This is a genomic window from Pallidibacillus pasinlerensis, assembly GCF_009996845.1.
Taxonomy (GTDB): domain Bacteria; phylum Bacillota; class Bacilli; order Bacillales; family Caldibacillaceae; genus Pallidibacillus; species Pallidibacillus pasinlerensis.
Genome location: NZ_JAACYS010000026.1, coordinates 1 through 26084 on the forward strand (window position 1 = coordinate 1; position 26084 = coordinate 26084).

General features: G+C 36.7%; 25 protein-coding genes and 2 other annotated features. All 25 genes read right to left on the reverse strand.

The window, feature by feature from the left end; translation table 11 throughout:
• Positions 1–119: 119 nt before the first annotated feature.
• Positions 120–1307 (reverse strand): elongation factor Tu, encoded by a 1188-nt coding sequence (gene tuf / locus GW534_RS07245; RefSeq protein ID WP_161920389.1) that lies wholly within the window; start codon positions 1305–1307, stop codon positions 120–122.
• A 129-nt stretch (positions 1308–1436) separates the two neighbouring features.
• A complete protein-coding gene (gene fusA, locus GW534_RS07250; protein WP_161920390.1) occupies positions 1437–3515 on the reverse strand; it encodes an elongation factor G in 2079 nt (692 codons plus the stop codon).
• A gap of 77 nt (positions 3516–3592) precedes the next feature.
• On the reverse strand, positions 3593–4063 hold the full coding sequence (gene rpsG / locus GW534_RS07255) for a 30S ribosomal protein S7 (protein WP_161920391.1): 471 nt from the start codon (positions 4061–4063) through the stop codon (positions 3593–3595).
• A gap of 58 nt (positions 4064–4121) precedes the next feature.
• Positions 4122–4541: a 30S ribosomal protein S12 gene (gene rpsL, locus GW534_RS07260; protein WP_161920392.1), complete on the reverse strand. Its 420-nt coding sequence runs from the start codon at positions 4539–4541 to the stop codon at positions 4122–4124.
• Between the two features lie 99 nt (positions 4542–4640).
• Positions 4641–4889, reverse strand: coding sequence for a 50S ribosomal protein L7ae-like protein (locus GW534_RS07265; RefSeq protein ID WP_161920393.1), 249 nt, complete (start codon positions 4887–4889; stop codon positions 4641–4643).
• A gap of 152 nt (positions 4890–5041) precedes the next feature.
• Positions 5042–8644, reverse strand: a complete 3603-nt coding sequence (gene rpoC, locus GW534_RS07270; protein ID WP_161920394.1) for a DNA-directed RNA polymerase subunit beta' — start codon at positions 8642–8644, stop codon at positions 5042–5044.
• 115 nt (positions 8645–8759) lie between these two features.
• On the reverse strand, positions 8760–12320 hold the full coding sequence (gene rpoB / locus GW534_RS07275) for a DNA-directed RNA polymerase subunit beta (protein ID WP_161920395.1): 3561 nt from the start codon (positions 12318–12320) through the stop codon (positions 8760–8762).
• A 309-nt stretch (positions 12321–12629) separates the two neighbouring features.
• Complete coding sequence (locus GW534_RS07280; protein ID WP_161920396.1) at positions 12630–13241, reverse strand: class I SAM-dependent methyltransferase; 612 nt, start codon at positions 13239–13241, stop codon at positions 12630–12632.
• Between the two features lie 133 nt (positions 13242–13374).
• A complete protein-coding gene (gene rplL, locus GW534_RS07285; RefSeq protein WP_161920397.1) occupies positions 13375–13740 on the reverse strand; it encodes a 50S ribosomal protein L7/L12 in 366 nt (121 codons plus the stop codon).
• A 39-nt stretch (positions 13741–13779) separates the two neighbouring features.
• Positions 13780–14283: a 50S ribosomal protein L10 gene (rplJ, locus tag GW534_RS07290; protein ID WP_161920398.1), complete on the reverse strand. Its 504-nt coding sequence runs from the start codon at positions 14281–14283 to the stop codon at positions 13780–13782.
• Between the two features lie 36 nt (positions 14284–14319).
• Positions 14320–14484 (reverse strand) — a sequence feature (ribosomal protein L10 leader region).
• Between the two features lie 55 nt (positions 14485–14539).
• Positions 14540–15229, reverse strand: a complete 690-nt coding sequence (rplA, locus tag GW534_RS07295; RefSeq protein WP_161920399.1) for a 50S ribosomal protein L1 — start codon at positions 15227–15229, stop codon at positions 14540–14542.
• 103 nt (positions 15230–15332) lie between these two features.
• Complete coding sequence (rplK, locus tag GW534_RS07300) at positions 15333–15758, reverse strand: 50S ribosomal protein L11 (RefSeq protein ID WP_161920400.1); 426 nt, start codon at positions 15756–15758, stop codon at positions 15333–15335.
• A 172-nt stretch (positions 15759–15930) separates the two neighbouring features.
• Complete coding sequence (gene nusG, locus GW534_RS07305) at positions 15931–16464, reverse strand: transcription termination/antitermination protein NusG (protein ID WP_161920401.1); 534 nt, start codon at positions 16462–16464, stop codon at positions 15931–15933.
• Between the two features lie 215 nt (positions 16465–16679).
• Positions 16680–16856 (reverse strand): preprotein translocase subunit SecE, encoded by a 177-nt coding sequence (gene secE, locus GW534_RS07310; protein WP_161920402.1) that lies wholly within the window; start codon positions 16854–16856, stop codon positions 16680–16682.
• A 2-nt stretch (positions 16857–16858) separates the two neighbouring features.
• Positions 16859–17032: a 50S ribosomal protein L33 gene (locus GW534_RS07315; protein ID WP_407670452.1), complete on the reverse strand. Its 174-nt coding sequence runs from the start codon at positions 17030–17032 to the stop codon at positions 16859–16861.
• A 139-nt stretch (positions 17033–17171) separates the two neighbouring features.
• Positions 17172–17837: an RNA polymerase sporulation sigma factor SigH gene (gene sigH, locus GW534_RS07320; protein ID WP_281351983.1), complete on the reverse strand. Its 666-nt coding sequence runs from the start codon at positions 17835–17837 to the stop codon at positions 17172–17174.
• Positions 17838–17909: 72 nt separating this feature from the next.
• Entirely contained in the window at positions 17910–18416 is a 507-nt protein-coding gene (locus GW534_RS07325) for an NYN domain-containing protein (protein WP_161920404.1), read from the reverse strand.
• A gap of 2 nt (positions 18417–18418) precedes the next feature.
• On the reverse strand, positions 18419–19159 hold the full coding sequence (gene rlmB, locus GW534_RS07330) for a 23S rRNA (guanosine(2251)-2'-O)-methyltransferase RlmB (RefSeq protein ID WP_161920405.1): 741 nt from the start codon (positions 19157–19159) through the stop codon (positions 18419–18421).
• Positions 19149–19577, reverse strand: coding sequence for a Mini-ribonuclease 3 (locus GW534_RS07335; RefSeq protein ID WP_161920406.1), 429 nt, complete (start codon positions 19575–19577; stop codon positions 19149–19151). Before GW534_RS07335 ends, rlmB begins: the two co-directional genes overlap by 11 nt.
• Positions 19578–19582: 5 nt before the next feature.
• A complete protein-coding gene (gene cysS, locus GW534_RS07340; RefSeq protein WP_161920407.1) occupies positions 19583–20986 on the reverse strand; it encodes a cysteine--tRNA ligase in 1404 nt (467 codons plus the stop codon).
• The gene (gene cysE / locus GW534_RS07345; RefSeq protein WP_161920408.1) at positions 20977–21639 is read right to left on the reverse strand and encodes a serine O-acetyltransferase; all 663 of its coding nucleotides are present in this window, start codon (positions 21637–21639) and stop codon (positions 20977–20979) included. The genes cysS and cysE overlap by 10 nt, the downstream gene beginning before the upstream one ends.
• Positions 21640–21749: 110 nt before the next feature.
• Positions 21750–21993, reverse strand: a binding site (T-box leader).
• Positions 21994–22045: 52 nt separating this feature from the next.
• Positions 22046–23506, reverse strand: coding sequence for a glutamate--tRNA ligase (gene gltX / locus GW534_RS07350; RefSeq protein ID WP_161920409.1), 1461 nt, complete (start codon positions 23504–23506; stop codon positions 22046–22048).
• Between the two features lie 100 nt (positions 23507–23606).
• Positions 23607–24089, reverse strand: coding sequence for a 2-C-methyl-D-erythritol 2,4-cyclodiphosphate synthase (gene ispF / locus GW534_RS07355; protein WP_161920410.1), 483 nt, complete (start codon positions 24087–24089; stop codon positions 23607–23609).
• A gap of 62 nt (positions 24090–24151) precedes the next feature.
• Positions 24152–24838 carry a 2-C-methyl-D-erythritol 4-phosphate cytidylyltransferase gene (ispD, locus tag GW534_RS07360; RefSeq protein WP_161920411.1) on the reverse strand — a complete coding sequence of 229 codons (687 nt, stop codon included), beginning with the start codon at positions 24836–24838 and terminating at the stop codon, positions 24152–24154.
• 101 nt (positions 24839–24939) lie between these two features.
• Positions 24940–26028, reverse strand: a complete 1089-nt coding sequence (locus tag GW534_RS07365; RefSeq protein WP_161920412.1) for a PIN/TRAM domain-containing protein — start codon at positions 26026–26028, stop codon at positions 24940–24942.
• Between the last annotated feature and the right edge of the window lie 56 nt (positions 26029–26084).

Sequence of the window (26084 nt, forward strand, 5' to 3'; positions counted from 1 at the left end):
TTCTCTTTTAAAAATAACCATGTTTGTTAAAATTATCCATTCTAATCTCACTTAACTTTCAAAAAGAAAGACAGATGAGATTAATCATCTGTCTTATCTTTTTATTTATTAAAATGTTATTATTTAACGATAGCAGCAACTGATCCCGCACCAACAGTACGGCCACCTTCACGGATTGAGAATTTAGTTCCTTCTTCAATCGCAACTGGTGCAATAAGTTCTACAGTCATTTCAACGTTGTCCCCAGGCATAACCATTTCTACGCCTTCTGGTAATTCAATTGTACCAGTAACGTCTGTTGTACGGAAGTAGAACTGTGGACGATAGTTAGAGAAGAATGGAGTATGACGTCCACCCTCTTCTTTAGTTAGAACGTAAACTTGAGCTTTGAATTTTGTATGTGGGTTGATAGAACCTGGTTTAGCTAATACTTGACCACGTTCAACTTCATCACGAGATACCCCACGAAGAAGTGCACCGATGTTGTCACCAGCTTCAGCTTGGTCAAGAAGTTTACGGAACATTTCAACACCTGTTACAGTTGTTGTTCTTGACTCTTCAGCAAGACCAACGATTTCAACTTCGTCACCAACTTTAACTGTACCACGTTCTACACGACCTGTTGCAACAGTACCACGACCAGTGATTGAGAATACGTCCTCAACTGGCATCATGAATGGTTTGTCAGTTTCACGTTCTGGAGTTGGGATGTACTCATCAACTGCAGCCATTAATTCATGGATTTTTTCTTCCCATTCTGCTTCGCCTTCTAGAGCTTTTAATGCAGAACCTTTGATTACAGGAATATCGTCACCTGGGAAGTCATATTCTGATAATAGGTCACGAACTTCCATTTCAACTAATTCTAATAATTCTTCGTCGTCAACCATGTCACATTTGTTTAAGAATACAACGATGTAAGGTACACCTACTTGACGAGATAATAGGATGTGCTCACGAGTTTGTGGCATTGGACCATCAGCTGCAGAAACAACTAGGATAGCTCCGTCCATTTGAGCAGCACCAGTAATCATGTTTTTAACGTAGTCCGCGTGTCCTGGGCAGTCAACGTGTGCATAGTGACGGTTTTCAGTTTCATATTCAACGTGAGAAGTAGAGATTGTAATTCCACGTTCTCTTTCTTCTGGAGCTCCGTCGATTTGGTCATAGCCGCGAGCTTCTGCTCCACCAGATTTTGCTAATACAGTTGTGATAGCAGCTGTTAATGTAGTTTTACCATGGTCAACGTGTCCGATTGTACCAATATTAACGTGTGGTTTTGAACGGTCAAATTTTTCTTTAGCCATTAGGATATATCCTCCTTTAATTTTTCAATTAACTTTTTATTATATGAAGCTATAGGGAATGGCATTCCCATTCCTATAGCAAAAATTACTTACAATAGTAGTTATACAAGATTCGGTTTATAAAATCAATTATTCACCGCTATTTTTTTTGATAATTTCTTCAGCAATTGATTTTGGAACTTCTTCGAAGTGATCCATAACCATTGTGAATGTACCACGACCTTGCGTGTTTGAACGTAGTGTAGTTGCATAACCAAACATTTCAGCAAGTGGAACCATCGCTTTAACAACTTGTGCGTTACCGCGAGCTTCCATACCTTCTACACGGCCACGACGTGATGTAATATCACCCATGATATCACCCATGTATTCTTCTGGAATTACAACTTCTACTTTCATAATTGGCTCAAGTAATACTGGTGCACATTTTTTCGCTGCATTTTTTAATGCAAGAGAAGCAGCAATCTTGAACGCCATTTCACTTGAGTCAACATCGTGGTAAGAACCATCGAATAATTTAGCTTTAATATCAACTAATGGATATCCAGCTAATACACCATTTTCCATTGCATCTTCAAGACCTGCTTGAACTGCTGGAATGTATTCACGAGGGACAACCCCACCAACGATAGCATTTTCGAATTCAAATCCTGCTCCTGGTTCGTTAGGAGAGAATTCGATCCAAACGTGACCATATTGACCACGACCACCAGATTGGCGAACAAATTTACCTTCAACTTCTGCTGAAGCTTTGAATGTTTCGCGATACGCAACTTGTGGTGCACCTACATTTGCATCAACTTTGAATTCACGTTTCAAACGGTCAACGATGATATCTAAGTGAAGTTCACCCATACCTTCGATGATTGTTTGTCCTGTTTCTTCGTCAGTATGTGCACGGAATGTAGGGTCTTCTTCTTGAAGTTTTTGTAAAGCAGTAGACATTTTATCTTGGTCTGCTTTAGATTTTGGTTCAATCGCAACAGAGATAACTGGCTCTGGGAATTCCATAGACTCTAAGATAACGTGACTTTTCTCATCACATAGAGTATCACCAGTACCTGTATCTTTCAAACCAACTGCAGCTGCAATTTCACCTGCATAAACTTCTGAAATTTCTTCACGACTGTTAGCGTGCATTTGTAGGATACGTCCAATACGTTCACGTTTACCTTTTGTTGAGTTATATACATAAGATCCGGATTTTAATGTACCAGAGTACACACGGAAGAATGTAAGTTTACCAACGAAAGGATCTGTCATAACTTTGAACGCAAGAGCAGAGAATGGTTCATCATCGCTAGAATGACGCTCAACCTCTTCATCTGTCTTTGGATCGACACCTTTAATGGCAGGTATGTCAACAGGTGATGGTAAGTAATCAATTACTGCATCAAGAACTAATTGAACACCTTTGTTTTTGAATGCTGAACCACATAGAACAGGGAACATTTCAACATTAATAGTTGCTTTACGAATTCCGGCTTTTAACTCTTCAACCGTAATTTCTTCCCCTTCTAAGTATTTCATCATTAAATCTTCATCTAAATCAGCAACTGCTTCAACTAATTTTGCACGGTATTCTTCTGCTTGGTCTTTATATTCATCAGGAATTTCACCTTCAGTAATATCAGTACCAAGGTCATTACCGTAGAAATAAGCTTTCATTTCTACAAGGTCAATAATACCTTCGAATTGATCTTCTGCCCCAATTGGTAATTGGATAGCATGTGCATTTGCATCTAGACGATCATGTAATGTTGAAACAGCATACAAGAAATCAGCGCCGATTTTGTCCATTTTGTTCGCGAAAACGATACGTGGAACTTTATAGTTATCAGCTTGGCGCCAAACGTTTTCTGTTTGCGGTTCTACACCAGATTGAGCATCAAGTACTGTTACTGCACCATCAAGTACACGTAAAGAACGTTCAACTTCAACTGTGAAGTCTACGTGTCCAGGAGTGTCAATTACGTTAACGCGGTGACCTTTCCATGTTGCAGTTGTTGCTGCAGATGTAATTGTAATACCACGTTCTTGTTCTTGCTCCATCCAGTCCATTTGGGAAGCACCTTCATGTGTTTCACCAAGTTTATGGATTTTACCAGTATAGAAAAGGATGCGTTCGGTAGTTGTTGTTTTACCTGCATCGATATGTGCCATGATTCCTATATTACGAGTTTTTTCTAAGGAGAACTCTCTTGGCATCCCTATTTCTCCTTCCATTTTAGAGTAATCATTCTTATTTTATCATAAATGCTTAAGCAATTCTTACTAAATCTTGATTACCAACGATAATGTGCGAAAGCTTTGTTAGCTTCTGCCATTTTATGAGTATCTTCACGTTTCTTAACGGAAGCACCAGTGTTGTTAGCAGCATCCATAATTTCGTTAGCTAAACGCTCTTCCATCGTTTTTTCACCGCGAAGACGAGCGTAGTTAACAATCCAACGTAAACCTAAAGTAGTACGACGATCAGGGCGTACTTCAACTGGTACTTGATAGTTAGCACCACCAACACGGCGTGCACGAACTTCTAATACCGGCATAACGTTTTTTAATGCTTCTTCAAACACTTCCATTGGATCTTTACCTGTACGTTCTTTAATAATATCGAACGCTGTGTAAAGAATTGTTTGTGCTTTACCTTTTTTACCATCAATCATAATTTGGTTGATTAAACGTGTAATTAATTTGGATTTGTAAATTGGATCTGGTAATACGTCTCTTTTAGCAACCGGACCTTTACGTGGCATTCATTTTCCTCCTTTCAAAAGCATTTCATATTTATATCATGAACTACTTTTTACGAAATTAATTTTTTTCTTTTGGTTTTTTCGTACCGTATTTAGAACGACTTTGTTTACGGTTTTCAACACCTGCTGTATCTAACGCACCACGGACAATGTGATAACGTACCCCTGGTAAGTCTTTAACACGTCCACCACGAATTAAAACAACACTGTGCTCTTGTAGATTGTGGCCGATACCAGGAATATAAGCAGTAACCTCGATACCGTTTGATAAACGAACACGGGCATATTTACGTAACGCTGAGTTCGGTTTTTTCGGTGTCATAGTACCAACACGTGTACATACTCCACGTTTTTGTGGTGAAGCAACGTTAGTTTGAACTTTTTTGAAGCTGTTATAACCTTTTCCAAGAGCTGGAGATTTTGATTGATGAACAACAGCTTTACGAGGTTTACGAACTAATTGGTTAATTGTAGGCATTTTATGTCCTCCCTTCATTTATTTTTTAAGCCCACACATCCAGGTGGTTCATTTTTGGGCAAAAATAATTTGTAGTTTTATACACTACATACCACCTAATTAATTTAATACAGCAACAGTTGCTGCTCCAACATCAATACCACATGCTTTACCTAATTTCTTCATAGATTCAGCATATTTTATTGGAACATTCCGCTCTAACGCCAAATCTTTAATTTCTTGAATGATTTTCGGATCGGCATCTTTAGCAATGATGACTGTTTCAGCACTGCCGTTTTTTAGAGCTTTTGCTGTTTGTTTCTTCCCAATAATAATCTTTTTATCCTGTTTTACTTTTTCATTAGACATTTTACATCCTCCAAAGCAACAGGCTTTACTTTTTTGGAATCACCTTAGATATATTAGCATCTTTATTTTTTAATGTCAACACGAAATTCTCACTTAAATTGAACTTTAATATTTGTCCGGAATAACAAATATGCTATTCCGGACTTGTTTATTTATTCAACTGTGACTGGTTGTTCGTCTAATTCTACATCTGCTTTTTTGATTTCAGCTTTTCGGTACATTTGCATTCCCGTTCCTGCTGGTACAAGTTTACCAATAATTACATTTTCCTTCAGACCTAGAAGTTCGTCTGTTTTACCTTTAATAGCCGCATCAGTTAATACGCGAGTTGTTTCTTGGAAGGATGCAGCAGATAAGAACGACTCTGTTTCAAGAGAAGCTTTTGTAATACCAAGCAGTACCGGTTTACCAGTTGCTGGTGTTTTACCTTCAAGTAATGTTTGTTTATTAGCATCAGTAAATTGATGAACATCCATTAATGTTCCTGGTAATACATCTGTATCACCGGAATCAATTACCCTAACTTTGCGTAACATTTGTCGAACCATAACCTCGATGTGTTTGTCGCCGATTTCAACCCCTTGCATACGGTACACACGTTGTACTTCATGAAGCAAGTATTGTTGAACAGCTTCCACATTTGCTACCCTTAATAATTCTTTCGGATCGATTGAACCTTCTGTTAGTTCTTGGCCATGAGTTACATAGTCTCCAACAGAGACTTTCAAACGAGCTGTATAAGGCGCGTTGTATGTTCTTGATTCGATTGCATTTGTTACAATAATTTCTTGTTGACGGTCTTTTCCTTCGTTTATTGCAGTTACTTCACCGTCAATTTCAGAGATAATTGCTTGACCTTTTGGATTTCTTGCTTCAAACAACTCTTGAACCCTTGGAAGACCTTGAGTAATATCATCACCAGCAACCCCACCAGTGTGGAATGTACGCATTGTAAGCTGTGTTCCTGGTTCTCCAATTGATTGAGCAGCTATAATACCAACTGCTTCTCCAACTTCAACTTCTTGGCCAGTAGCTAAGTTATAACCATAACACTTCTTACATACGCCATGACGAGTATTACATGTGAATGCTGAACGAATCCATACTGAATCAATGCCTGCGTTCTCGATTTCTTTAGCAATGTCTTCTGTGATCAGTTCATTTTGACGGACAATAATTTCATTTGTTTCTGGATGACGGACAGTTTTTCTAGCATAGCGCCCTACAAGACGTTCTTCTAGAGCTTCAATGATTTCCGTACCCTCATAAATAGCAGAAACTTTAATTCCGCGGTCTGTACCACAATCTTCTTCTCGGACAATTACATCTTGCGCAACATCGACAAGTCTTCTTGTTAAGTAACCAGAGTCAGCTGTCTTAAGGGCTGTATCCGCAAGACCTTTACGAGCACCGTGAGTGGAAATAAAGTATTCCAATACCGTTAATCCTTCTCGGAAACTTGATTTAATCGGTAATTCAATAATGTGCCCAGATGGATCCGCCATTAGTCCCCGCATACCTGCTAGCTGTGTAAAGTTCGATGCGTTACCACGAGCTCCTGAATCACTCATCATAAAGATTGGGTTCAAGTTATCTAATGACTTCATTAGTTTATCCTGAATATCGTCTTTTGCTGCACTCCAAATAGAGATTACCCGATCATAACGTTCATCATCAGTAATTAAACCTCTACGGAACTGTTTTAGAACATTATCTACTTTCTTCTGAGCTGCATCAAGAATCTCGGTCTTTTCTTCTAAAACAACGATATCCGCAATACTAATCGTAATACCGGACTTAGTAGAATACTTAAATCCTAAGTCTTTCATGCGGTCAAGCATTTTTGAAGTCTCAGTAATTTTGTACTTTTTAAATACCGCTGCAATAATTTTACCTAAGTAACCTTTCTTAAATGGCGGTACAAGTTCTCTTTTTTCAAGAACTTCTTTTACGTTTTCAGTCGGTGAAATAAAGTATTTCTCCGGTGTCGCTTCTTCAAGGTTTTCTCTAGTTGGTTCGTTAATATATGGGAATGATTTTGGTAAAATTTCATTGAAAATTAATTTACCAATTGTTGTTAATAACAACTTCTTATTTTGTTCTTCAGTAAAGGTTGGATTGTTTAAAGAACCAGCATGGACAGCTACACGAGTGTGTAAGTGTACATATCCATTTTGATAAGCAATTAAAGCTTCTTCCCGGTCTTTAAACACCATACCTTCACCAATCATACCTTTACGTTCAAGGGTTAAGTAATAGTTACCTAAAACCATGTCTTGTGAAGGTGTAACAACCGGTTTACCGTCTTTCGGGTTAAGGATGTTTTGTGCAGCTAACATGAGTAAACGTGCCTCTGCTTGCGCTTCTGCAGACAATGGTACGTGAACAGCCATTTGGTCACCATCAAAGTCGGCGTTAAAGGCTGTACATACTAACGGGTGAAGTTGAATAGCTTTTCCTTCCACTAACACAGGTTCGAACGCTTGGATACCTAATCTGTGAAGTGTAGGTGCACGGTTTAACATAACTGGATGTTCTTTTATGACTTCTTCTAAAACATCCCAAATTACAGGATCTAGACGTTCAATTTTACGTTTAGCTGATTTAATATTATGGGTTAACCCTTTTTCTACCAATTCTTTCATTACGAATGGCTTAAATAGTTCAATTGCCATTTGTTTTGGTAGTCCGCACTGGTACATTTTCAAGCTTGGACCTACTACAATAACGGAACGACCAGAGTAGTCAACACGTTTACCAAGTAAGTTTTGACGGAAACGACCTTGTTTTCCTTTTAACATATGAGATAAAGATTTTAACGGGCGATTTCCAGGGCCAGTGACAGGTCGACCACGACGACCATTATCAATTAAGGCGTCTACTGCTTCTTGTAGCATACGCTTTTCGTTTTGAACGATAATACTTGGTGCACCAAGGTCTAATAAACGTTTTAAACGATTATTCCGGTTAATTACACGACGGTATAAATCGTTTAAGTCAGATGTAGCAAAACGACCACCATCTAATTGCACCATCGGACGCAATTCAGGGGGGATTACAGGTAGCACATCTAAAATCATCCATTCTGGTTTATTTCCAGAATTACGGAACGCTTCAATTACTTCTAACCGTTTAATTGCGCGTGTTCTTCTTTGACCTTGAGCTGTTTCTAACTCTTCACGTAATTCAGAACTTTCCTTATCTAAATCAATATCTTGTAAAAGTTTTTTAATTGCCTCTGCTCCCATACCTGCTTGGAACTTATTACCATACTTTTCACGATAAGAACGATATTCTTTTTCAGACAGAAGTTGTTTCTTCTCTAATGATGTGTTTCCAGGTTCAGTTACTACATATGATGCGAAATAAATAACTTCTTCTAGAGCACGAGGCGACATATCAAGAACCAAGCCCATACGACTTGGGATTCCTTTAAAATACCAAATGTGAGACACTGGGGCTGCTAGTTCAATATGTCCCATTCTTTCACGACGTACTTTTGATAAAGTAACTTCTACACCACATCGATCACAAACGACACCTTTATATCGAACACGTTTATACTTTCCACAATGACATTCCCAGTCCTTTGTTGGACCGAAAATACGTTCACAGAACAAACCATCTTTTTCTGGCTTTAATGTACGATAGTTAATGGTTTCTGGTTTTTTTACTTCACCATAAGACCATGAACGGATTTTATCAGGTGAAGCAAGACCTATTTTCATATATTCGAAATTATTTACGTCAAGCAAGGGGCTGACCTCCTTTAATCATAAGGGTTTATCCCGTGAGAAATAAATGAAAGAAGAAAAACCCAATAGACAAATTCTAGGAATCTGTGCTTATTGAGTTTTTCTTTCTTTTAAATTACTCGCTGACACCTACTTTTTCAGATTCTTTTTTATCATTTTCTGATTGAATATTTAAAGCATCTGCTTGTTGGACATTATCATCATCTTCTAAGTCTTTCATATCGATTTCTTTTTTGTCACCAGATAAAATCTTCACATCTAAACCTAAGCTTTGCAGTTCCTTCATTAATACTTTGAAGGATTCTGGTACGCCAGGCTCTGGGACATTTTCACCTTTAACAATGGCTTCATATGTTTTAACACGACCAACGATATCATCAGACTTAACAGTTAAGATTTCTTGTAACGTATAGGCTGCACCATATGCTTCTAATGCCCAAACCTCCATCTCACCGAAACGTTGTCCACCGAATTGTGCCTTACCACCAAGTGGCTGTTGAGTAACAAGTGAGTAAGGACCTGTTGAACGAGCATGTAGTTTATCGTCAACCATATGGGCTAACTTAATCAAGTACATAATACCTACAGTTACACGGTTGTCAAATGGTTCACCCGTACGTCCATCGTACAAGACAGTTTTCCCATCACTTGGAAGTCCTGCTTCTTTTAATGTATTCCATATATCCTCATCAGTAGCACCGTCAAATACTGGTGTAGCAACATGGATACCAAGTTTTTTCGCAGCGATACCTAAATGTAATTCTAATACTTGCCCGATATTCATACGAGAAGGAACGCCCAGTGGGTTTAACATGATATCAATTGGAGTTCCATCTGGTAAGAATGGCATATCTTCTTCAGGTAATACTCTGGAAATAACACCTTTGTTTCCATGTCGTCCAGCCATTTTATCGCCCACTTGGATTTTCCGTTTCTGAGCAATATAAACACGGACTAATTGGTTTACACCTGGAGGTAACTCATCTCCATCAGCGCGATTGAACACTTTTACATCATGAACAATACCGCCACCTCCGTGAGGAACGCGTAGGGATGTATCACGGACTTCTCTTGCCTTTTCTCCAAAGATTGCATGAAGTAAACGTTCTTCGGCAGTTAATTCTGTTACCCCTTTAGGTGTAACTTTTCCAACTAAAAGATCTCCGTCTTTAACTTCTGCACCAATACGGATAATACCACGTTCATCTAAATTACGTAGGGCATCCTCACCAACGTTTGGAATATCTCGTGTAATTTCTTCAGGTCCAAGTTTTGTGTCACGAGACTCAGATTCATACTCTTCAATATGAATTGAAGTGTATACGTCATCTCTAACTAATCGTTCGCTCATAATAATCGCGTCTTCGTAGTTAAAACCTTCCCAAGTAGTAAAGGCAACAAGAACATTTCGACCAAGGGCAAGTTCCCCTTTATCCATTGATGGACCATCAGCCAAAATTTCGCCTTTTTTCACTCGATCTCCTACTTTAACGATTGGACGTTGGTTAAATGACATTCCGTTATTCGAACGAACAAATTTATGAACAACGTAGCGATCAAGATCACCTTTTACCTCTTGACCATCTACTTCTGAAATACGACGAACACGGATTTCTCTTCCTTCAACATGTTCCACAATTCCATCATGTTTACAAATGACTGCCGCACCTGAGTCTTTAGCGTTCACATATTCCATACCTGTACCGACAATTGGAGCTTCCGGCTTTAGTAACGGAACAGCTTGTCGTTGCATGTTTGCTCCCATCAACGCACGGTTTGAGTCGTCGTTTTCAAGGAACGGAATACACGCCGTTGCAGCGGATACAACTTGTTTTGGTGAAACGTCCATATAATCGACACGTTCAATTGGAACGACGATGTTTTCACCACGGAATCGTGCAAACACTTCATCCTCTAAGAAATGACCATCATCATCTAAAACCGCATTTGCTTGGGCAACTACATAGTTATCCTCTTCATCAGCTGTCATATAATGAATTTCATCGGTAACCCGACGATTTTCATGATCAACTTTACGATACGGTGTTTCAATGAATCCAAATTTATTTACCTTCGCATACGTAGACAGCGAGTTAATTAATCCGATGTTCGGTCCTTCTGGTGTTTCAATAGGACACATACGACCATAGTGTGAGTAGTGAACGTCACGCACTTCGAAACCTGCACGTTCACGAGTTAAACCACCCGGTCCTAGCGCAGAAAGTCTCCGTTTATGAGTTAATTCTGCAAGTGGGTTAGTTTGGTCCATGAATTGTGACAACTGTGAACTACCAAAGAACTCTTTAATCGCTGCAATCACAGGGCGAATGTTGATTAATTGTTGTGGTGTAATTGTATTAGTGTCTTGAATAGACATTCTTTCCCTTACAACACGTTCCATTCGAGATAAACCAATTCTAAATTGATTTTGTAACAACTCACCAACCGAACGTAAACGACGGTTTCCTAAATGGTCAATATCATCAGTTCTGCCTACACCGTGTAATAAATTGAAGAAGTAGCTCACTGAAGCAATAATATCTGCAGGTGTAATATGTTTAACGTCATCAGTTACATTTGCATTACCAATGATATTAATTTCTTTTTCTTCTTCATCTTTCGGTGCATACACTTTAATTGACTGAATTAAAATATCATCTTCTAAAACTCCGCCTACTGGGTCAAATCGTTTAAAACCAACACCGTTTTCGATGTATGGCATGATTTTATCCAATGTACGACGATCTAGTAGCGTGCCTTTTTCTGCAATAATTTCACCTGTATCCGGATCTGCCAACGTTTCAGCTAACGTATGGCCGAAAAGGCGTTGTGAAATATGCAATTTTTTATTAATTTTATAACGTCCTACACTAGCTAAATCGTAACGTTTTGGATCGAAGAAACGTGCGATAAGTAAGCTCTTCGCATTTTCTACAGTTGGCGGTTCACCAGGACGTAGACGCTCATATATTTCAATTAAAGCTTTCTCTGAATTATCGGTACTATCTTTTTCGAGGGTATTTCTTAAATATTCATTATCCCCAATCAAATCAATGATTTCTTGATCAGACCCGAAACCTAATGCACGCAGTAAAACGGTAATTGGTAATTTCCGTGTACGGTCAATCCGCACGTAAACCACATCTTTTGCATCCGTCTCAAATTCTAGCCAAGCCCCACGATTCGGAATAACCGTTGCAGAATAGCCATGTCTACCATTTTTATCTAACTTAGAACTAAAGTAGACACTAGGGGAACGAACTAATTGGGACACAATAACGCGCTCGGCACCGTTAATAATAAAGGTACCTGTTTCTGTCATTAGTGGGAAGTCACCCATGAATACTTCTTGGTCTTTAACTTCACCGGTTTCTTTGTTAACTAAACGGACTTTTACCCTTAATGGTGCTGCGTATGTAACATCACGCTCCTTCGATTCGTCTACAGAATATTTCGGTTCCCCTAAGTCGTAATCTATAAACTCAAGAGATAAGTTTCCTGTAAAATCCTCAATAGGAGAAATGTCGTGGAAGACTTCTCGCAAACCCTCATCAAGGAACCATTGATAAGAAGCTGTTTGAATTTCAATCAAATTTGGTAATTCTAATACTTCACGGATTCTTGCATAGCTTCTCCGTTGGCGGTGCCGTCCATACTGAACTAGTTGACCTGTCAACTGATTCACCCCTCAAATCAAACATTTTAGAAATGCATTTATAGCCACTTAAAATATTTAGTGGTACTTGCAAAGCAAATAGCTCTTCCAAAACTTCGTAATTGGCGAGAAATCTTGCCAACTAGTTAGTTTTATAAAAAAAGCATCAGCTTTTAAATCACGAAAAATAAAGGTTTCCTAAGAAAACCACAAAAACGTAGTCATTATTTATTCTATTTTTCCCATTTTATGATATATATATACTAGAACTACTAATAATTGGATAAACAGGAAAACATATGTTGGCATTAAAATATATTATCACATACATTATAAAGAGTCAATTTTTTCCGCTTTTAAAATGAAGTATCCTTTGTCTTTCATAACAACATGAACTTCACCGAACAACTCTTCTAATTTTTTCTTTGCAGATGGTGCTCCTTGTTTTTTCTGGATTACTACCCATAAAGCACCATTTTCTTTTAAACGGTGGAAACTTTCCTCGAAGATTGCATGGACAATTTGTTTACCAGCACGAATAGGTGGATTTGTTAGAATAGCAGCAAAACCTTCTTCTGTTACACTTTCGAACAAATTACTTTCATAAATTTTCGTATTGGTCACCCGGTTTATTTTCGCATTTTCCGATGCCAATTGAACAGCACGTTCATTAATATCTATCATATGTACAAGACGGGAAGGTAATGACTTCGCTATTGCTAAACCGATTGGACCATAACCACATCCAACATCCAATATCGGGCCTTGTATAGCAGGTTCTTCAAAACTTTCCACAAGCAAACGAGATCCAAAATCTACTTCGTTTTTTGAAAAAACCCCTCGATCGGTTGTAAATTGAAGTTTACTTCCTCTTAAAGTATATGTCCAGCTTTTCGGACTACTTGATGTAGTCGGCTTTTTCGTAAAATAATGATCTGCCAATATCATTCACCTCATTACCTTCGCAAGGTTTTGGCACTTAGTATAACATTTACTTATAGAATTTTAAAAAAAGCTCGCTTTATTCAGCGAGCTTTTATTGTAAGTTTTTATGAAAAGTTGAGAAAAAGTTAAATTATTTAACTTCAACTTCTGCGCCAACTTCTTCAAGTTTAGCTTTAAGTTCTTCTGCTTCTTCTTTAGATACGCCTTCTTTAAGTGGTTTTGGAGCATTGTCAACAAGTTCTTTTGCTTCTTTAAGACCAAGACCTGTGATTTCACGAACAACTTTGATAACTTTGATTTTTTGAGCACCAGCAGATGCTAATACTACATCAAATTCAGTTTGTTCTGCTTCTGCAGCACCACCTGCAGCACCACCCATAACAGCAACTGGAGCAGCTGCAGTTACACCAAATTCTTCTTCGATTGCTTTAACTAATTCGTTTAATTCTAAAACTGTCATATTTTTAACAGCTTCAATGATTTGTTCTTTAGTCATTATATTTTCCTCCTATTTTTTAATGAAAATTAATTTATATTACGCACCTTGTTCTTCTTTTTGATCAGCAACAGCTTTTGCAGCAAGTGCAAAGTTGCGAATTGGAGCTTGTAATACGCTAAGCAGCATTGAAAGTAATCCTTCTCTTGATGGAAGTTCAGCAAGAGCTTTAACTTCTTCAACAGTTGCAACGTTACCTTCAATTACACCAGCTTTAATTTCTAACGCTTCGTTTTCTTTTGCGAAGTTGTTTAAAATTTTAGCTGGAGCAACAACGTCCTCTGCACTGAACGCAACCGCGTTAGGACCTACTAGCACATCGTTCAATCCTTCTAATCCAGCTGCTTCTGCAGCACGACGAGTTAATGAGTTTTTGTATACTTTGAACTCAATACCCGCTTCACGTAACTGTTTACGAAGTTCTGTAACTTGCGCAACATTCAAACCACGGTAGTCAACGATTACTGTTGATGCACTTGATTTGAATTTTTCAGTGATTTCTTCTACTAATTGTTTCTTTTGTTCTAAGATTGCGCTTGACATCTCTACACCTCCCAGTTGATGATGTACATCTATACCGGATAAACAATTTAACCTCTGTGCTTGCGTAGACACAGAGGTTAATAGCAAAATGGCGACGTATAACTAACAACGTTAGTTACTTCCGTTTATATTTCACTACCTCGGTAGGAAATTAAGCTCAAAACGAGCACCTACTGTCTACGGTATAAATGTTATTTATTTTTAACTCACGAGCATTATATTAGCATAGCCCGAAAGTGAAGTCAACTTCCAGTTTTTAGATAGTTTCAGGGTCTACTTTGACTCCAGGACCCATAGTTGAACTTACAACTACATTCTTCATGTATGTTCCTTTAGCAGCTGCAGGTTTCGCTTTAACAATTGCATCATGAATTGCTTTTAAGTTTTCATGTAATTTTTCTGCATCGAAAGATACTTTACCGATTGGTACATGAACGTTACCTGCTTTGTCAGCACGGTATTCAACTTTACCAGCTTTGATTTCTTTAACTGCTTTTTCTACATCAAATGTAACTGTACCAGTTTTAGGGTTAGGCATTAAGCCTTTTGGACCTAGTACACGACCAAGTTTACCAACTTGACCCATCATATCTGGTGTAGCAACAACTACGTCAAAATCGAACCATCCACCTTGGATTTTTTCGATATATTCTGCTTCACCAACATAATCTGCGCCTACCGCTTCAGCTTCTTTTGCTTTTTCACCTTTCGCGAACACTAACACACGTTGTGTTTTACCTGTTCCGTTCGGTAGAACAACAGCACCACGGATTTGTTGATCATTCTTTCTAGTATCAACACCTAGACGGTATGCAACCTCTACAGATTCGTCAAATTTAACAAAACTGATTTTCTTAACTAATTCGATAGCTTCAGCTGCATCGTAAGCTTTGTTACGGTCAACTAATTTAGAAGCTTCGATATATTTTTTACCTCTTTTTACCATTATAATATCCTCCTCATTGTGGTTTTAACGGATTTTCCTCCCACGAATTAAGGTTGCGATTGTCAAAATTATGCGACCGCAACCTCAAATTCATTCGAAAAGATTAATCTTCAATAGTAATACCCATACTGCGAGCTGTACCTTCAACCATACGCATAGCTGATTCTACATTTGCAGCGTTTAAGTCAGGCATCTTCATTTCTGCAATCTCGCGTATTTTATCTCGCTTAACTGTAGCTACTTTGTTTTTGTTTGGCTCTCCAGAAGCTTTGTCAATACCTGCTGCTTTCTTAAGAAGAACTGCAGCTGGTGGAGTTTTCGTAATGAAAGTAAATGAACGGTCTTCGAATACCGTAATTTCTACTGGTATAATTAAACCAGCTTGATCAGCTGTACGAGCGTTAAATTCTTTACAGAACCCCATGATGTTCACACCCGCTTGACCTAACGCAGGACCAACCGGTGGCGCTGGGTTCGCTTTTCCTGCTGGAATTTGTAATTTAACAATTTTAACGACTTTTTTAGCCACGAGACACACCTCCTTAAGTCCGTGATGTGGTATTTGGGTAAGACTACCCTCCCACTCAATATATAACCATTATAATAAAATAGTATTGAACATATGTCAAATCTCGTTCATGAGACGTATCGACTTAAAAAGTTTAACAGATTATAATGCTTTTTTCAAGACCTTTTACAAATTAAATTTTTTCGATTTGTGAAAAGTCAAGTTCAACAGGAGTTTCACGTCCAAACATATTTACTGATACTTTTAGTTTTCCTTTTGCCTTATCGATTTCTTCCACTTGACCAGAGAAATCTTTAAATGGTCCATCAATTACTTGGACAGTTTCACCGATTTCAACGTCTATATCAACGTGATTAACGTCTACACCCATTTGTTTTAGTAAGTTATTAACTTCCTCTGGTAGTAGTGGTGTCGGCTTAGATCCTGAGCCAGATGATCCTACAAACCCAGTTACACCTGGTGTATTACGAACTACATACCATGAATCGTCTGTCATAATTAATTCAACTAATACATACCCAGGGAAAACTTTTTTCTTTACAACCTTTGACTTACCATTCTTTACTTCAGTTTCTTCTTTTTCAGGTACAACTACCCGAAATATCTTATCTTGCATTCCCATCGTTTCAACACGTTTTTCTAAATTTGTTTTTACTTTATTTTCATACCCTGAATACGTATGAACAACATACCAATTTTTTTCCATTAAAGGGGACTTATTGTCCTTCCCTCCTTATAACAAGTTTTCAAAATTAAAACCCTTTGTTTTAACTTACACTTATATACTTTAGTTTTTATACAACTATACTTTTTTAAATAGAGTCACAAAAACTTTTATCCAATTAAAAAACCCGTTAACCGGGCTTGTAAAAATGTTCATATTACCATTATAACAAAGGATGGTTTCGTTATTCATTAATTTTAAGGAATTAAGTTAATTAAACTAGAAATTCCTAAATCGACAAGTGCAAAGAAAATAACGAAAAAGACTAGCGTAGTGATAACCGTAATTGTATATTTCGTTAGTTCTTTTCGATTTGGCCATCTTACTTTTCGCATTTCTTCTGCAACATTGTGGAAAAACTTACTAATATTCATGTTTAACCTCCAGAAGGATTGATTATTATATTATTCAAATCGATGGACTGTATGTTTCGAGCAGTGTTTACAAAATTTTTTAATTCAAGTCGATAATCTTGTTTATTTTTTAAAATGCTCACATTATAATTTCTCGAACCACAGTTTTCACAGGCTAGTACATGTTTTTTTGTCATTTTTATACACCGTAATTATTATATAAATTTCCTATCCTTCAAAGATTATCATGTAAAACCCCACTCTGTCAATGGTGTAACGTATTTACATTCTTTCTATATCCTTCTATTAAACAGCCATTTTTCTTACAAAATAACATTATTTCGATAACTGTGATTCTCTTAAACCAAATTCCTTTGAATCTAAATATTTTTCTAATTTCCGCTTCACACGTTGTAGGGCATTGTCAATAGACTTAACATGTCTGTTCAGTTCGTCGGATATTTCTTGATACGATTGTCCGTCTAAATATAAAGCTAGTACTTCCCGTTCCAAGTCACTTAATAATTCGTTCATTTTTAATTCAATACTGTCGAACTCTTCTTGACTAATAATTAGTTCTTCAGGATTCAATGATTGTGACCCTGTCAACATATCCATTAACGTACGATCCGATTCTTCATCAAAGACGGGCTTGTCCAACGATATATATGAGTTAAGAGGGATATGCTTTTGCCTTGTTGCGGTCTTGATGGCGGTAATAATTTGCCTTGTAACACAAAGTTCTGCAAACGCTTTAAAAGATGTGGATTTATCATCTTTATAATCCCGAATCGCTTTAAATAAACCAATCATACCTTCTTGAACAATATCTTCCCGATCAGCACCGATTAAAAAGTAGGATCTTGCTTTTACACGAACAAATTGACGGAACTTATGAATCAAGTAATCTAGTGCTTCACTGTTTCCGTTATGGACTAACTCTACAATCTTTTCATCTTCCATATCATCAAATTTGTAGTTCAGATTTTTTTCATCCCTCAATGAAATCACCCTAATCCGCTCTCGAGTTGATAAATTCATTATACCTTAATATAATTTTTAAGGTCAACCTTATTATTCGCCTCTTCTGAATTTTTCAAAAAAATCTGCAACTTCCTTCGAAAGAGGAATTTTTGAAAATGGCCTTTCTTCTTCTATTTCTTTTAATTCCTTTTCTATACTAACTTCAATTTGCCTAATGTCATTATATAGTTCACGCGCTGATACTCGGAATGCACCTTGACCGAAAATTTGCCATTGTTCCGCTCCATCGGAAGTTGCGACATATACTTTTGTCTTTCGATTCATTTTCTCCCTTGCCAGCTTTTCAATTCTCGCATCTGCCGTTTCCTTTTCCTTCGTATAAATTATTTCTACGTTATAGTTTTTATATTTTGTTTCTTTTCCTTTAACAACATAAGCATCAAAGACAACAATAACATGAATACCCATATACCCCTTGTATTCCGCTAATTTCTCGATTAACAAATCACGTGCCGCTGCTAAATCCTTGTCCTTTAACGCTTGTAATTCAGGCCATGCACCAATCATGTTATATCCATCAACGATTAATATATCCATGACTATACAAGAGGTTCTCTTTTTCGATAAATTTCATACATCAGCAAAGCTGCTGCTACCGATGCATTCAAAGATGTGACATGACCTCGCATTGGAAGACGTAATAAAAAGTCACATTTTTCTTTATGCAATCTTCCAATCCCTTTTCCTTCACTACCGATAATAAGCGCAAGCGGCATTGTGCCATCAATTTCGCGGAAATCCATTGTTCCCTTTGCATCTGTGCCGGCGATCCATACACCTTTTTCTTTCAATTCATCAATAGTTCTAGCAATATTTGTTACTCGAACAACAGGAATATGTTCAATTGCCCCTGTTGATGTTTTCGCGACCGTTGGAGTTAGACCAACAGATCTTCTTTTTGGAATAATAATACCATGAACACCACTTGCATCTGCTGTTCTCATAATTGATCCTAGGTTATGAGGATCTTCAATTTCATCTAAAATTAAAAAGAACGGTTCTTCATTACGTTCTTCTGCTCGTTTAAAAAGTTCATCAAGTTCGTAATATTTGTAAGCTGCTACTTGAGCGATAACACCTTGATGATTTCCTTGCACCATTTCATCAAGTTTTTTCTTTGGTACAAATTGAACGATAATTTTTTTCTCTTTCGCAGCTTTAATAATAGGTTGCATTGCACCCTTTTGTGAACCTTCACCAATCCAAATTTTGTTTATATCTCGATCTGTATTAATTGCTTCTAATACTGGACTTTTACCGATAACGTAATTATTTTCCATTCTTATCCTCCTTTCTTTGTTCAGCTTTTAACAATGCTCGTTCAACGACTTGTTCCAATCGTTCGAAATCTTGCTTTAAATACAAGTATCCAATTAAAGCTTCGAATGCTGTACTATACCGATATGTTTGTACATCTGTATTTTTTGGAACAGAATTACTTTTAGCATTTCTTCCACGTCTTACAACAGCTTCTTCTTCACTTGTTAAAAAACCTTCCTCGAGAAAGCTATGAATAATATAATTTTGTGCCTTTGCTGACACAAATTCAATTGAGCTTTTTTGTAAAAGGTGTGGTTTTACGTGACCTTTTTCTAACAAGTGACGCCGCACATATAATTCATATACGGCGTCACCCATATAAGCTAAAGCTAAACTATTTAAAGTTTTTGCATCGGTCGCAAACTTGTTGATTAACATGCAATTTATCCTCTTTTCCAGCGTGTACCTTGTGGTGTATCTTCTAAAATAATATTCATCGATTTTAACTTGTCACGAATGTCATCGGCTGTTTTAAAATCACGATTTTTCCGAGCTTCAATCCGTTGTGCAATTAATTGTTCAATTTCTTCATCTAATAATTCTTCATTTTCTTGTTCAAGGGAAAGACCTAAACAATCAAACAAATCCTCAAAGGTTTTTAAGTACTGTTCAATTACTTTCGTTGAGGTTGTTTTTTCCATTAAGTAATAGTTGGCAGATTTTGCAAGTTCAAACAATACAGTAATAGCATTCGCTGTATTAAAATCATCATCCATTTCTTTAATGAATTGATTGCGATATTCATTAATTTGTTCTAACCATTTTTCATCATTATCCGTTAAATTTGTACTTGATTCTAAACGATATTTTAAATTTGAATAAGCAGTTTGCAAACGTTCTAAAGATGACTTTGCATTATTTAATAATTCGTCACTGTAATTAATTGGATGACGATAATGAACAGACAACATAAAAAAGCGAAGTACATTTGGATCATGCTTTTTAATAATTTCATGGACAAGGACGAAGTTACCTAATGACTTCGACATTTTTTCGTTATTAATATTAATATATCCGTTATGCATCCAATAATTAGCGAAAGGTTTACCAGTTAAACTTTCTGTTTGGGCGATTTCGTTTTCATGGTGTGGGAATGATAAATCTTGTCCGCCAGCATGAATATCAATTGTATCACCTAAATACTTTCTCGCCATCGCGGAGCATTCAATATGCCAGCCAGGTCTACCTTTCCCCCATGGACTTTCCCAATATACTTCACCTGGTTTTGCTGCTTTCCAAAGAGCAAAGTCAAGTGGATCTTCTTTCTTCTCACCAACTTCAATCCGTGCACCTAAATGAAGATCATCAACGGATTGATGAGAAAGCTTTCCATAATCTTCAAATTTTTTCGTACGGAAATATACATCACCATCAGATTCATAAGCATAGCCTTTATCAATCAATCCTTGAATAAATTCGATAATTTCATCCATATTTTCTGTAACACGTGGGTGGTGTGTTGCATGTTTGCACCCTAATGCCGTAACGTCATCAAAATATGCTTGAATAAATCGTTCAGCCAGTGAAAATACGTCTTCATTTTGTTCATTTGCCGCACGAATGATTTTATCGTCTACATCGGTAAAGTTAGAAATATAATTAACTTCATATCCACGAAATTCTAAATAACGACGGACCGTGTCAAAAACAATTGCAGGGCGTGCATTACCTATATGAATATAATTATAAACGGTCGGTCCGCACACATACATTTTTACTTTACCTTCTTCAATTGGAATAAAGTCTTCTTTCTTTTGCGTTAATGTATTATAGATTTTTATTGACAACTTCTAAACTCCTTTCTTTCCTTGCGCAACTCATCAAGTTCTTTTTGTAGTTCTTCAATTTGTTTCTCCATTGTTTTAATTCGATCATATACCGGATCTGGTAAGTCACCATGATTTAAATCCTTTTTAATTCGTTTACCATCTTGAATAACAACTTTACCTGGAATACCTACGACTGTTGCATTTGGAGGTACGTCCTTTAATACTACCGCTCCAGCCCCAACTTTTGAATTTTCACCTATCGTAATAGAACCTAACACTTTTGCCCCACTAGCAACAAGAACATTATCTTTCAAAGTTGGATGACGTTTCCCCTTTTCTTTTCCTGTCCCACCTAGTGTAACACCTTGGTAAAGTGTTACATTATCACCAATCTCACATGTTTCTCCGATAACGACACCCATTCCATGGTCAATAAATAGTCTTCTCCCTATTCTCGCACCTGGATGGATTTCAATGCCCGTGAAAAATCGACTAATTTGTGAAATTAAACGCGCAATAAACTTCATGTTTTTGCGATAAAACCAATGTGCGAATCTGTGGGCCCAGATTGCATGTAAACCCGAATAAGTTAACACAACTTCCAACACACTACGAGCTGCAGGATCCTGTTCGAAGACAACCTCAATATCTTCTTTAATTCGTTTAAACATTCGAATCACCCCTATTTGGAATTTTTATCCTTGTTTTCTCCCCTTAATTCCAACTTGTTTGACTGATTTACTTCACAAATTTCTTCCAATAAAAAACGCCTCTGCCGTTAGACAGAGACGCTTTTTAGCGCGGTTCCACTCTGTTTAGACAATCCACTATTCATAAAACACACGTGGTTGTCTCAACTCTTCCTGTTAACGGCAGGTTCCCGCCTTTATCTACTGAACAAAAAGTTGTTCGATAAAGGGCTCAGAGGTGCATTTCAATATTGAGTGGCTTTAGGTCACTTTCAGCCGGTGATGACCCTCTCTGAAAAAGCATCAATACCTACTTCTCCTCTTCAAAGCTTTCACTTTGATAAATTTTTTATTTGTATCATTACTATATTATACTTTTTTCAAAATGTTAATCCAAAAGACTTTGAATTCTTTGAATAACTTTTTCTTTCCCTAATAACTCAATTGTTTCACCTAATGAAGGACCGTGAGTTTGACCGGATACAGCAACCCGAATCGGCATAAATAGTTTTTTACCTTTAACACCTGTTGCTTTTTGTACGCGTTTAATAGCGCCCATAACTTCTGATGAAACAAATGGTTCAACTTGTTCCAATTCTTGTAATAATCCTTTTAATACTTCTGGTACATGGTCTTCTTTTAAAACTGCTTGTTCTTCTTCTCCGTACTCAATTTGATCTTTGAAGAACAAGTCTGTTAATGGAACAATTTCTGCTCCGTAACTCATTTGTTCTTGGTAAAGAGCAATTAGTTTACGTGCAAATTCTAATTCTTCTCCAGAAGGATTTTCAGAAATTCTACCTGCTTTAATTAAATGGGGTAAAGAAAGTTCTACTACTTTATCTAAATCTGCCGCTTTTATATATTGATTATTCATCCAAGTTAGTTTGTTTCGATCAAACACAGCTGGGGATTTAGATAAACGGTTTGGATCAAATATTTCTATTAATTGTTCTTTAGAGAAAATTTCCTCTTCACCCACCGGTGACCAACCAAGTAAGGTAATGAAGTTGAACAGAGCTTCTGGAAGATATCCTAACTCCTCGTACTGCTCCATAAATTGGATAATTGTTTCATCCCGTTTACTTAATTTTTTATGATTTTCATTCACAATTAATGTCATATGCCCAAAAATTGGTGGTTCCCAATCGAAAGCTTCATAAATCATTAATTGTTTTGGCGTATTAGAAATATGATCATCACCACGTAATACGTGAGTAATTTTCATTAAATGGTCATCGATTGCTACCGCGAAGTTGTACGTAGGCACGCCATTCTTTTTAACAATAACCCAATCGCCAATATCAGCAGATTCGAAGGAAACTTCATCTTTCACGATATCATTGAATTTATATGTTTTCCCTTCAGGTACTCGGAAACGAATACTAGGTTTTCTGCCTTCATTTTCTAATTTTTCTTGTTCCTCTTTAGTTAGATGGCGACATTTGCCTGAGTATTGTGGTGCTGCAATTCCACGAGCTCTTTGGGCTTCACGATCTTGTTCCAGCTCTTCTTCAGTACAATAACATTTATAAGCAAGTCCTCTATCTAATAAGTCCTCATAATACTTTTTATAAATGTCAAGTCGTTCAGATTGGCGATACGGACCATAGTCACCGCCGACATCAATACTTTCATCCCAATCAATGCCTAGCCATTTTAAATATTTTAATTGGCTTTGCTCTCCACCTTCGATATTTCTCTTTTCATCTGTATCTTCAATACGGATAATTAATTTCCCGTTTTGATTTCTTGCAAATAAATAGTTAAAAAGTGCTGTCCTTGCATTTCCAATATGTAAGTGGCCAGTCGGGCTTGGCGCATAGCGAACGCGAATCGTACTCATCACATTTAACCTCCAGTATTCAAATAACAATGCTTTTTATGTATATTTTACAAACATATTTTATTTTACACCAAAATATAAGTACTTTGTTAAGTAATATAAGCTATTTTTCTATTTTTTCAAGAAGAACGACTGAAAGTGCTGCAATACCTTCTTCTCGACCTATTGAACCTAATTTCTCATTTGTTGTTGCCTTTACATTTACTTGATCTTTTTCTGCATCTAAAAGCTTCGCGATATTTTCTTTCATCTCAATGATATAAGGAGCCATTTTCGGTTTTTGAGCTATTATTGTACAATCTACATTTCCTAATTTATATCCCATACCTTTCACCTTATTCCAAATATCAGTTAATAAATATGCTGAATCTGCATTTTTATAAGCAGCATCCGTATCTGGAAAATGAGTACCAATATCTCCTAAACCAACCGCTCCCAAAATCGCATCTGTTATCGCGTGTAATAATACATCTGCATCGGAATGACCAAGTAACCCCTTTTCATACGGAATATTAATTCCACCGATAATTAGTGGTCTCCCCTCGACTAATTGATGAACATCATATCCTTGTCCAATTCGAAACATACTTGTATCTCCTCTTCTTTAAAAAGATTTTCGTTTTTTGTTTGCATATTTTGAGGCTAGTATTATTTTTCATTAATTCCCTTTATAATAGCTTCAGCAAAATATAAATCCTCTTTTGTTGTGATTTTAATATTATTATAGTCTCCTTCAACAATCTCGACATGGTGACCAATTCTCTCCACTAAGCTAGCATCATCCGTTCCGGTGAATCCATCCATCTCTGCCTTTTCATAAGCTTCCTTTAATAACGATAGCTTGAATGCTTGAGGTGTTTGGATGGACCATAGTTCCGATCGATCAAACGTTTCCTGAACGATGCCATCTTTTGCTCTTTTTATCGTATCCTTTACAGGCACCGCCAAAATAGCGGCACTTTTTTCACTTGTAACTTGGACTAGTTTTTGAATATGTTCAATACGAACAAACGGTCTTGCTCCATCATGAACAAGTACAATACACTCTTCTTTAATTCTTTTTAAACCTTCATAAACACTTTCTTGTCTTTCTCGTCCACCCTTTACGATTGCTTTTACTTTCATAAATTTATAAGAACGAACGAGCTCTTCCATAAAATCCCGGTCCTGCTCATTAACGACTAAAACGATCGACGAACACCATGGATCGTTTTCAAAAACATTAAGAGTGTAAGCAATAATCGGTTTATCTTGTAAACTAATCCGTAATTTATTTGTCCCAATCCCCATTCTTTTCCCCATACCTGCGGCTGGGATTACTACATTATATTTCATATAAATTCCCCTGTTTTTGTATATTATTTCCAATTATAATAATAAAATAAGGGAGACCTTAGTTCAAATACTGATCTCCCATTCAACAAAAGTTCTTATTATTATAAAGCCTTTTCTAATAATTTTGGTTTTGCAAATATCATTCGACCTGCCGATGTTTGTAATACACTTGTTACAAGTACATTTATTGTTTTACCGATATAATTTCTTCCTTCTTCAACGACTATCATCGTACCGTCATCTAAATAGGCAATCCCTTGATTTTGTTCTTTACCATCTTTAATAACAAGAACATCCATTTCTTCCCCTGGTAAAACAACTGGTTTTAATGCATTAGCCAAGTCATTTATGTTTAAAACCTTCACCTTTTGTAATTCACATACTTTATTTAAATTAAAGTCATTCGTAACTACCGTACCATTTGTCAATTTCGCCAACTTAACTAATTTACTATCAACTTCTTGTATATCTTCAAAATCGCCGTCATAAATTTCTACCTTAATCGGCAATTCTTTTTGAATTTTATTTAATATATCGAGACCTCTTCTACCTCGATTTCGTTTTAACACATCTGAGGAATCTGCAATGTGCTGTAATTCTAAAAGTACAAATTGTGGAATAACAATAGTCCCTTCTAAAAATCCAGTTTTGCATATATCGGCGATTCGACCGTCTATAATTACACTCGTATCAAGAATTTTTAACCGTGAGCCTTGTGCTTTTTGACTTTCTTCATCGATTGCCTTCTTCTTACTTCCACGATTTGTAAATATACTCATTAATTCTTCTCGCTTCTTAAATCCAACTTGGAAGCCAAGATAACCAAACAATAAAGTAAGAATAATTGGAACAATATCATTAAGAATTGGGAATAGGATGGAATCCAATGCAGAGTTAATTAAAAACGCAACAATTAATCCTAAAATCAGTCCAATAGTACCAGTTAATAGTTCAGCAACTGGCGCCTTTAACAATTTTTCTTCCAACCACTTTATAATATTAATTACATAATTCACAACCCAAAATGTCATAAGGAAAAATATAATAGCACCTAAAATAGCTGAAATGTAAGGATTATTGAGGAACGTGAGATGATTTATATTCAATAATTTATAAACAAATGGGAGTAATAAGACACCTAAAGTTCCTCCGATTAGTAGAAAACATATTTGTACAATTCTTTTGAGCAAATTGTTCACCTCCACATAATTCATTATAAACAATTACACATTTTTGAATTGTTCAC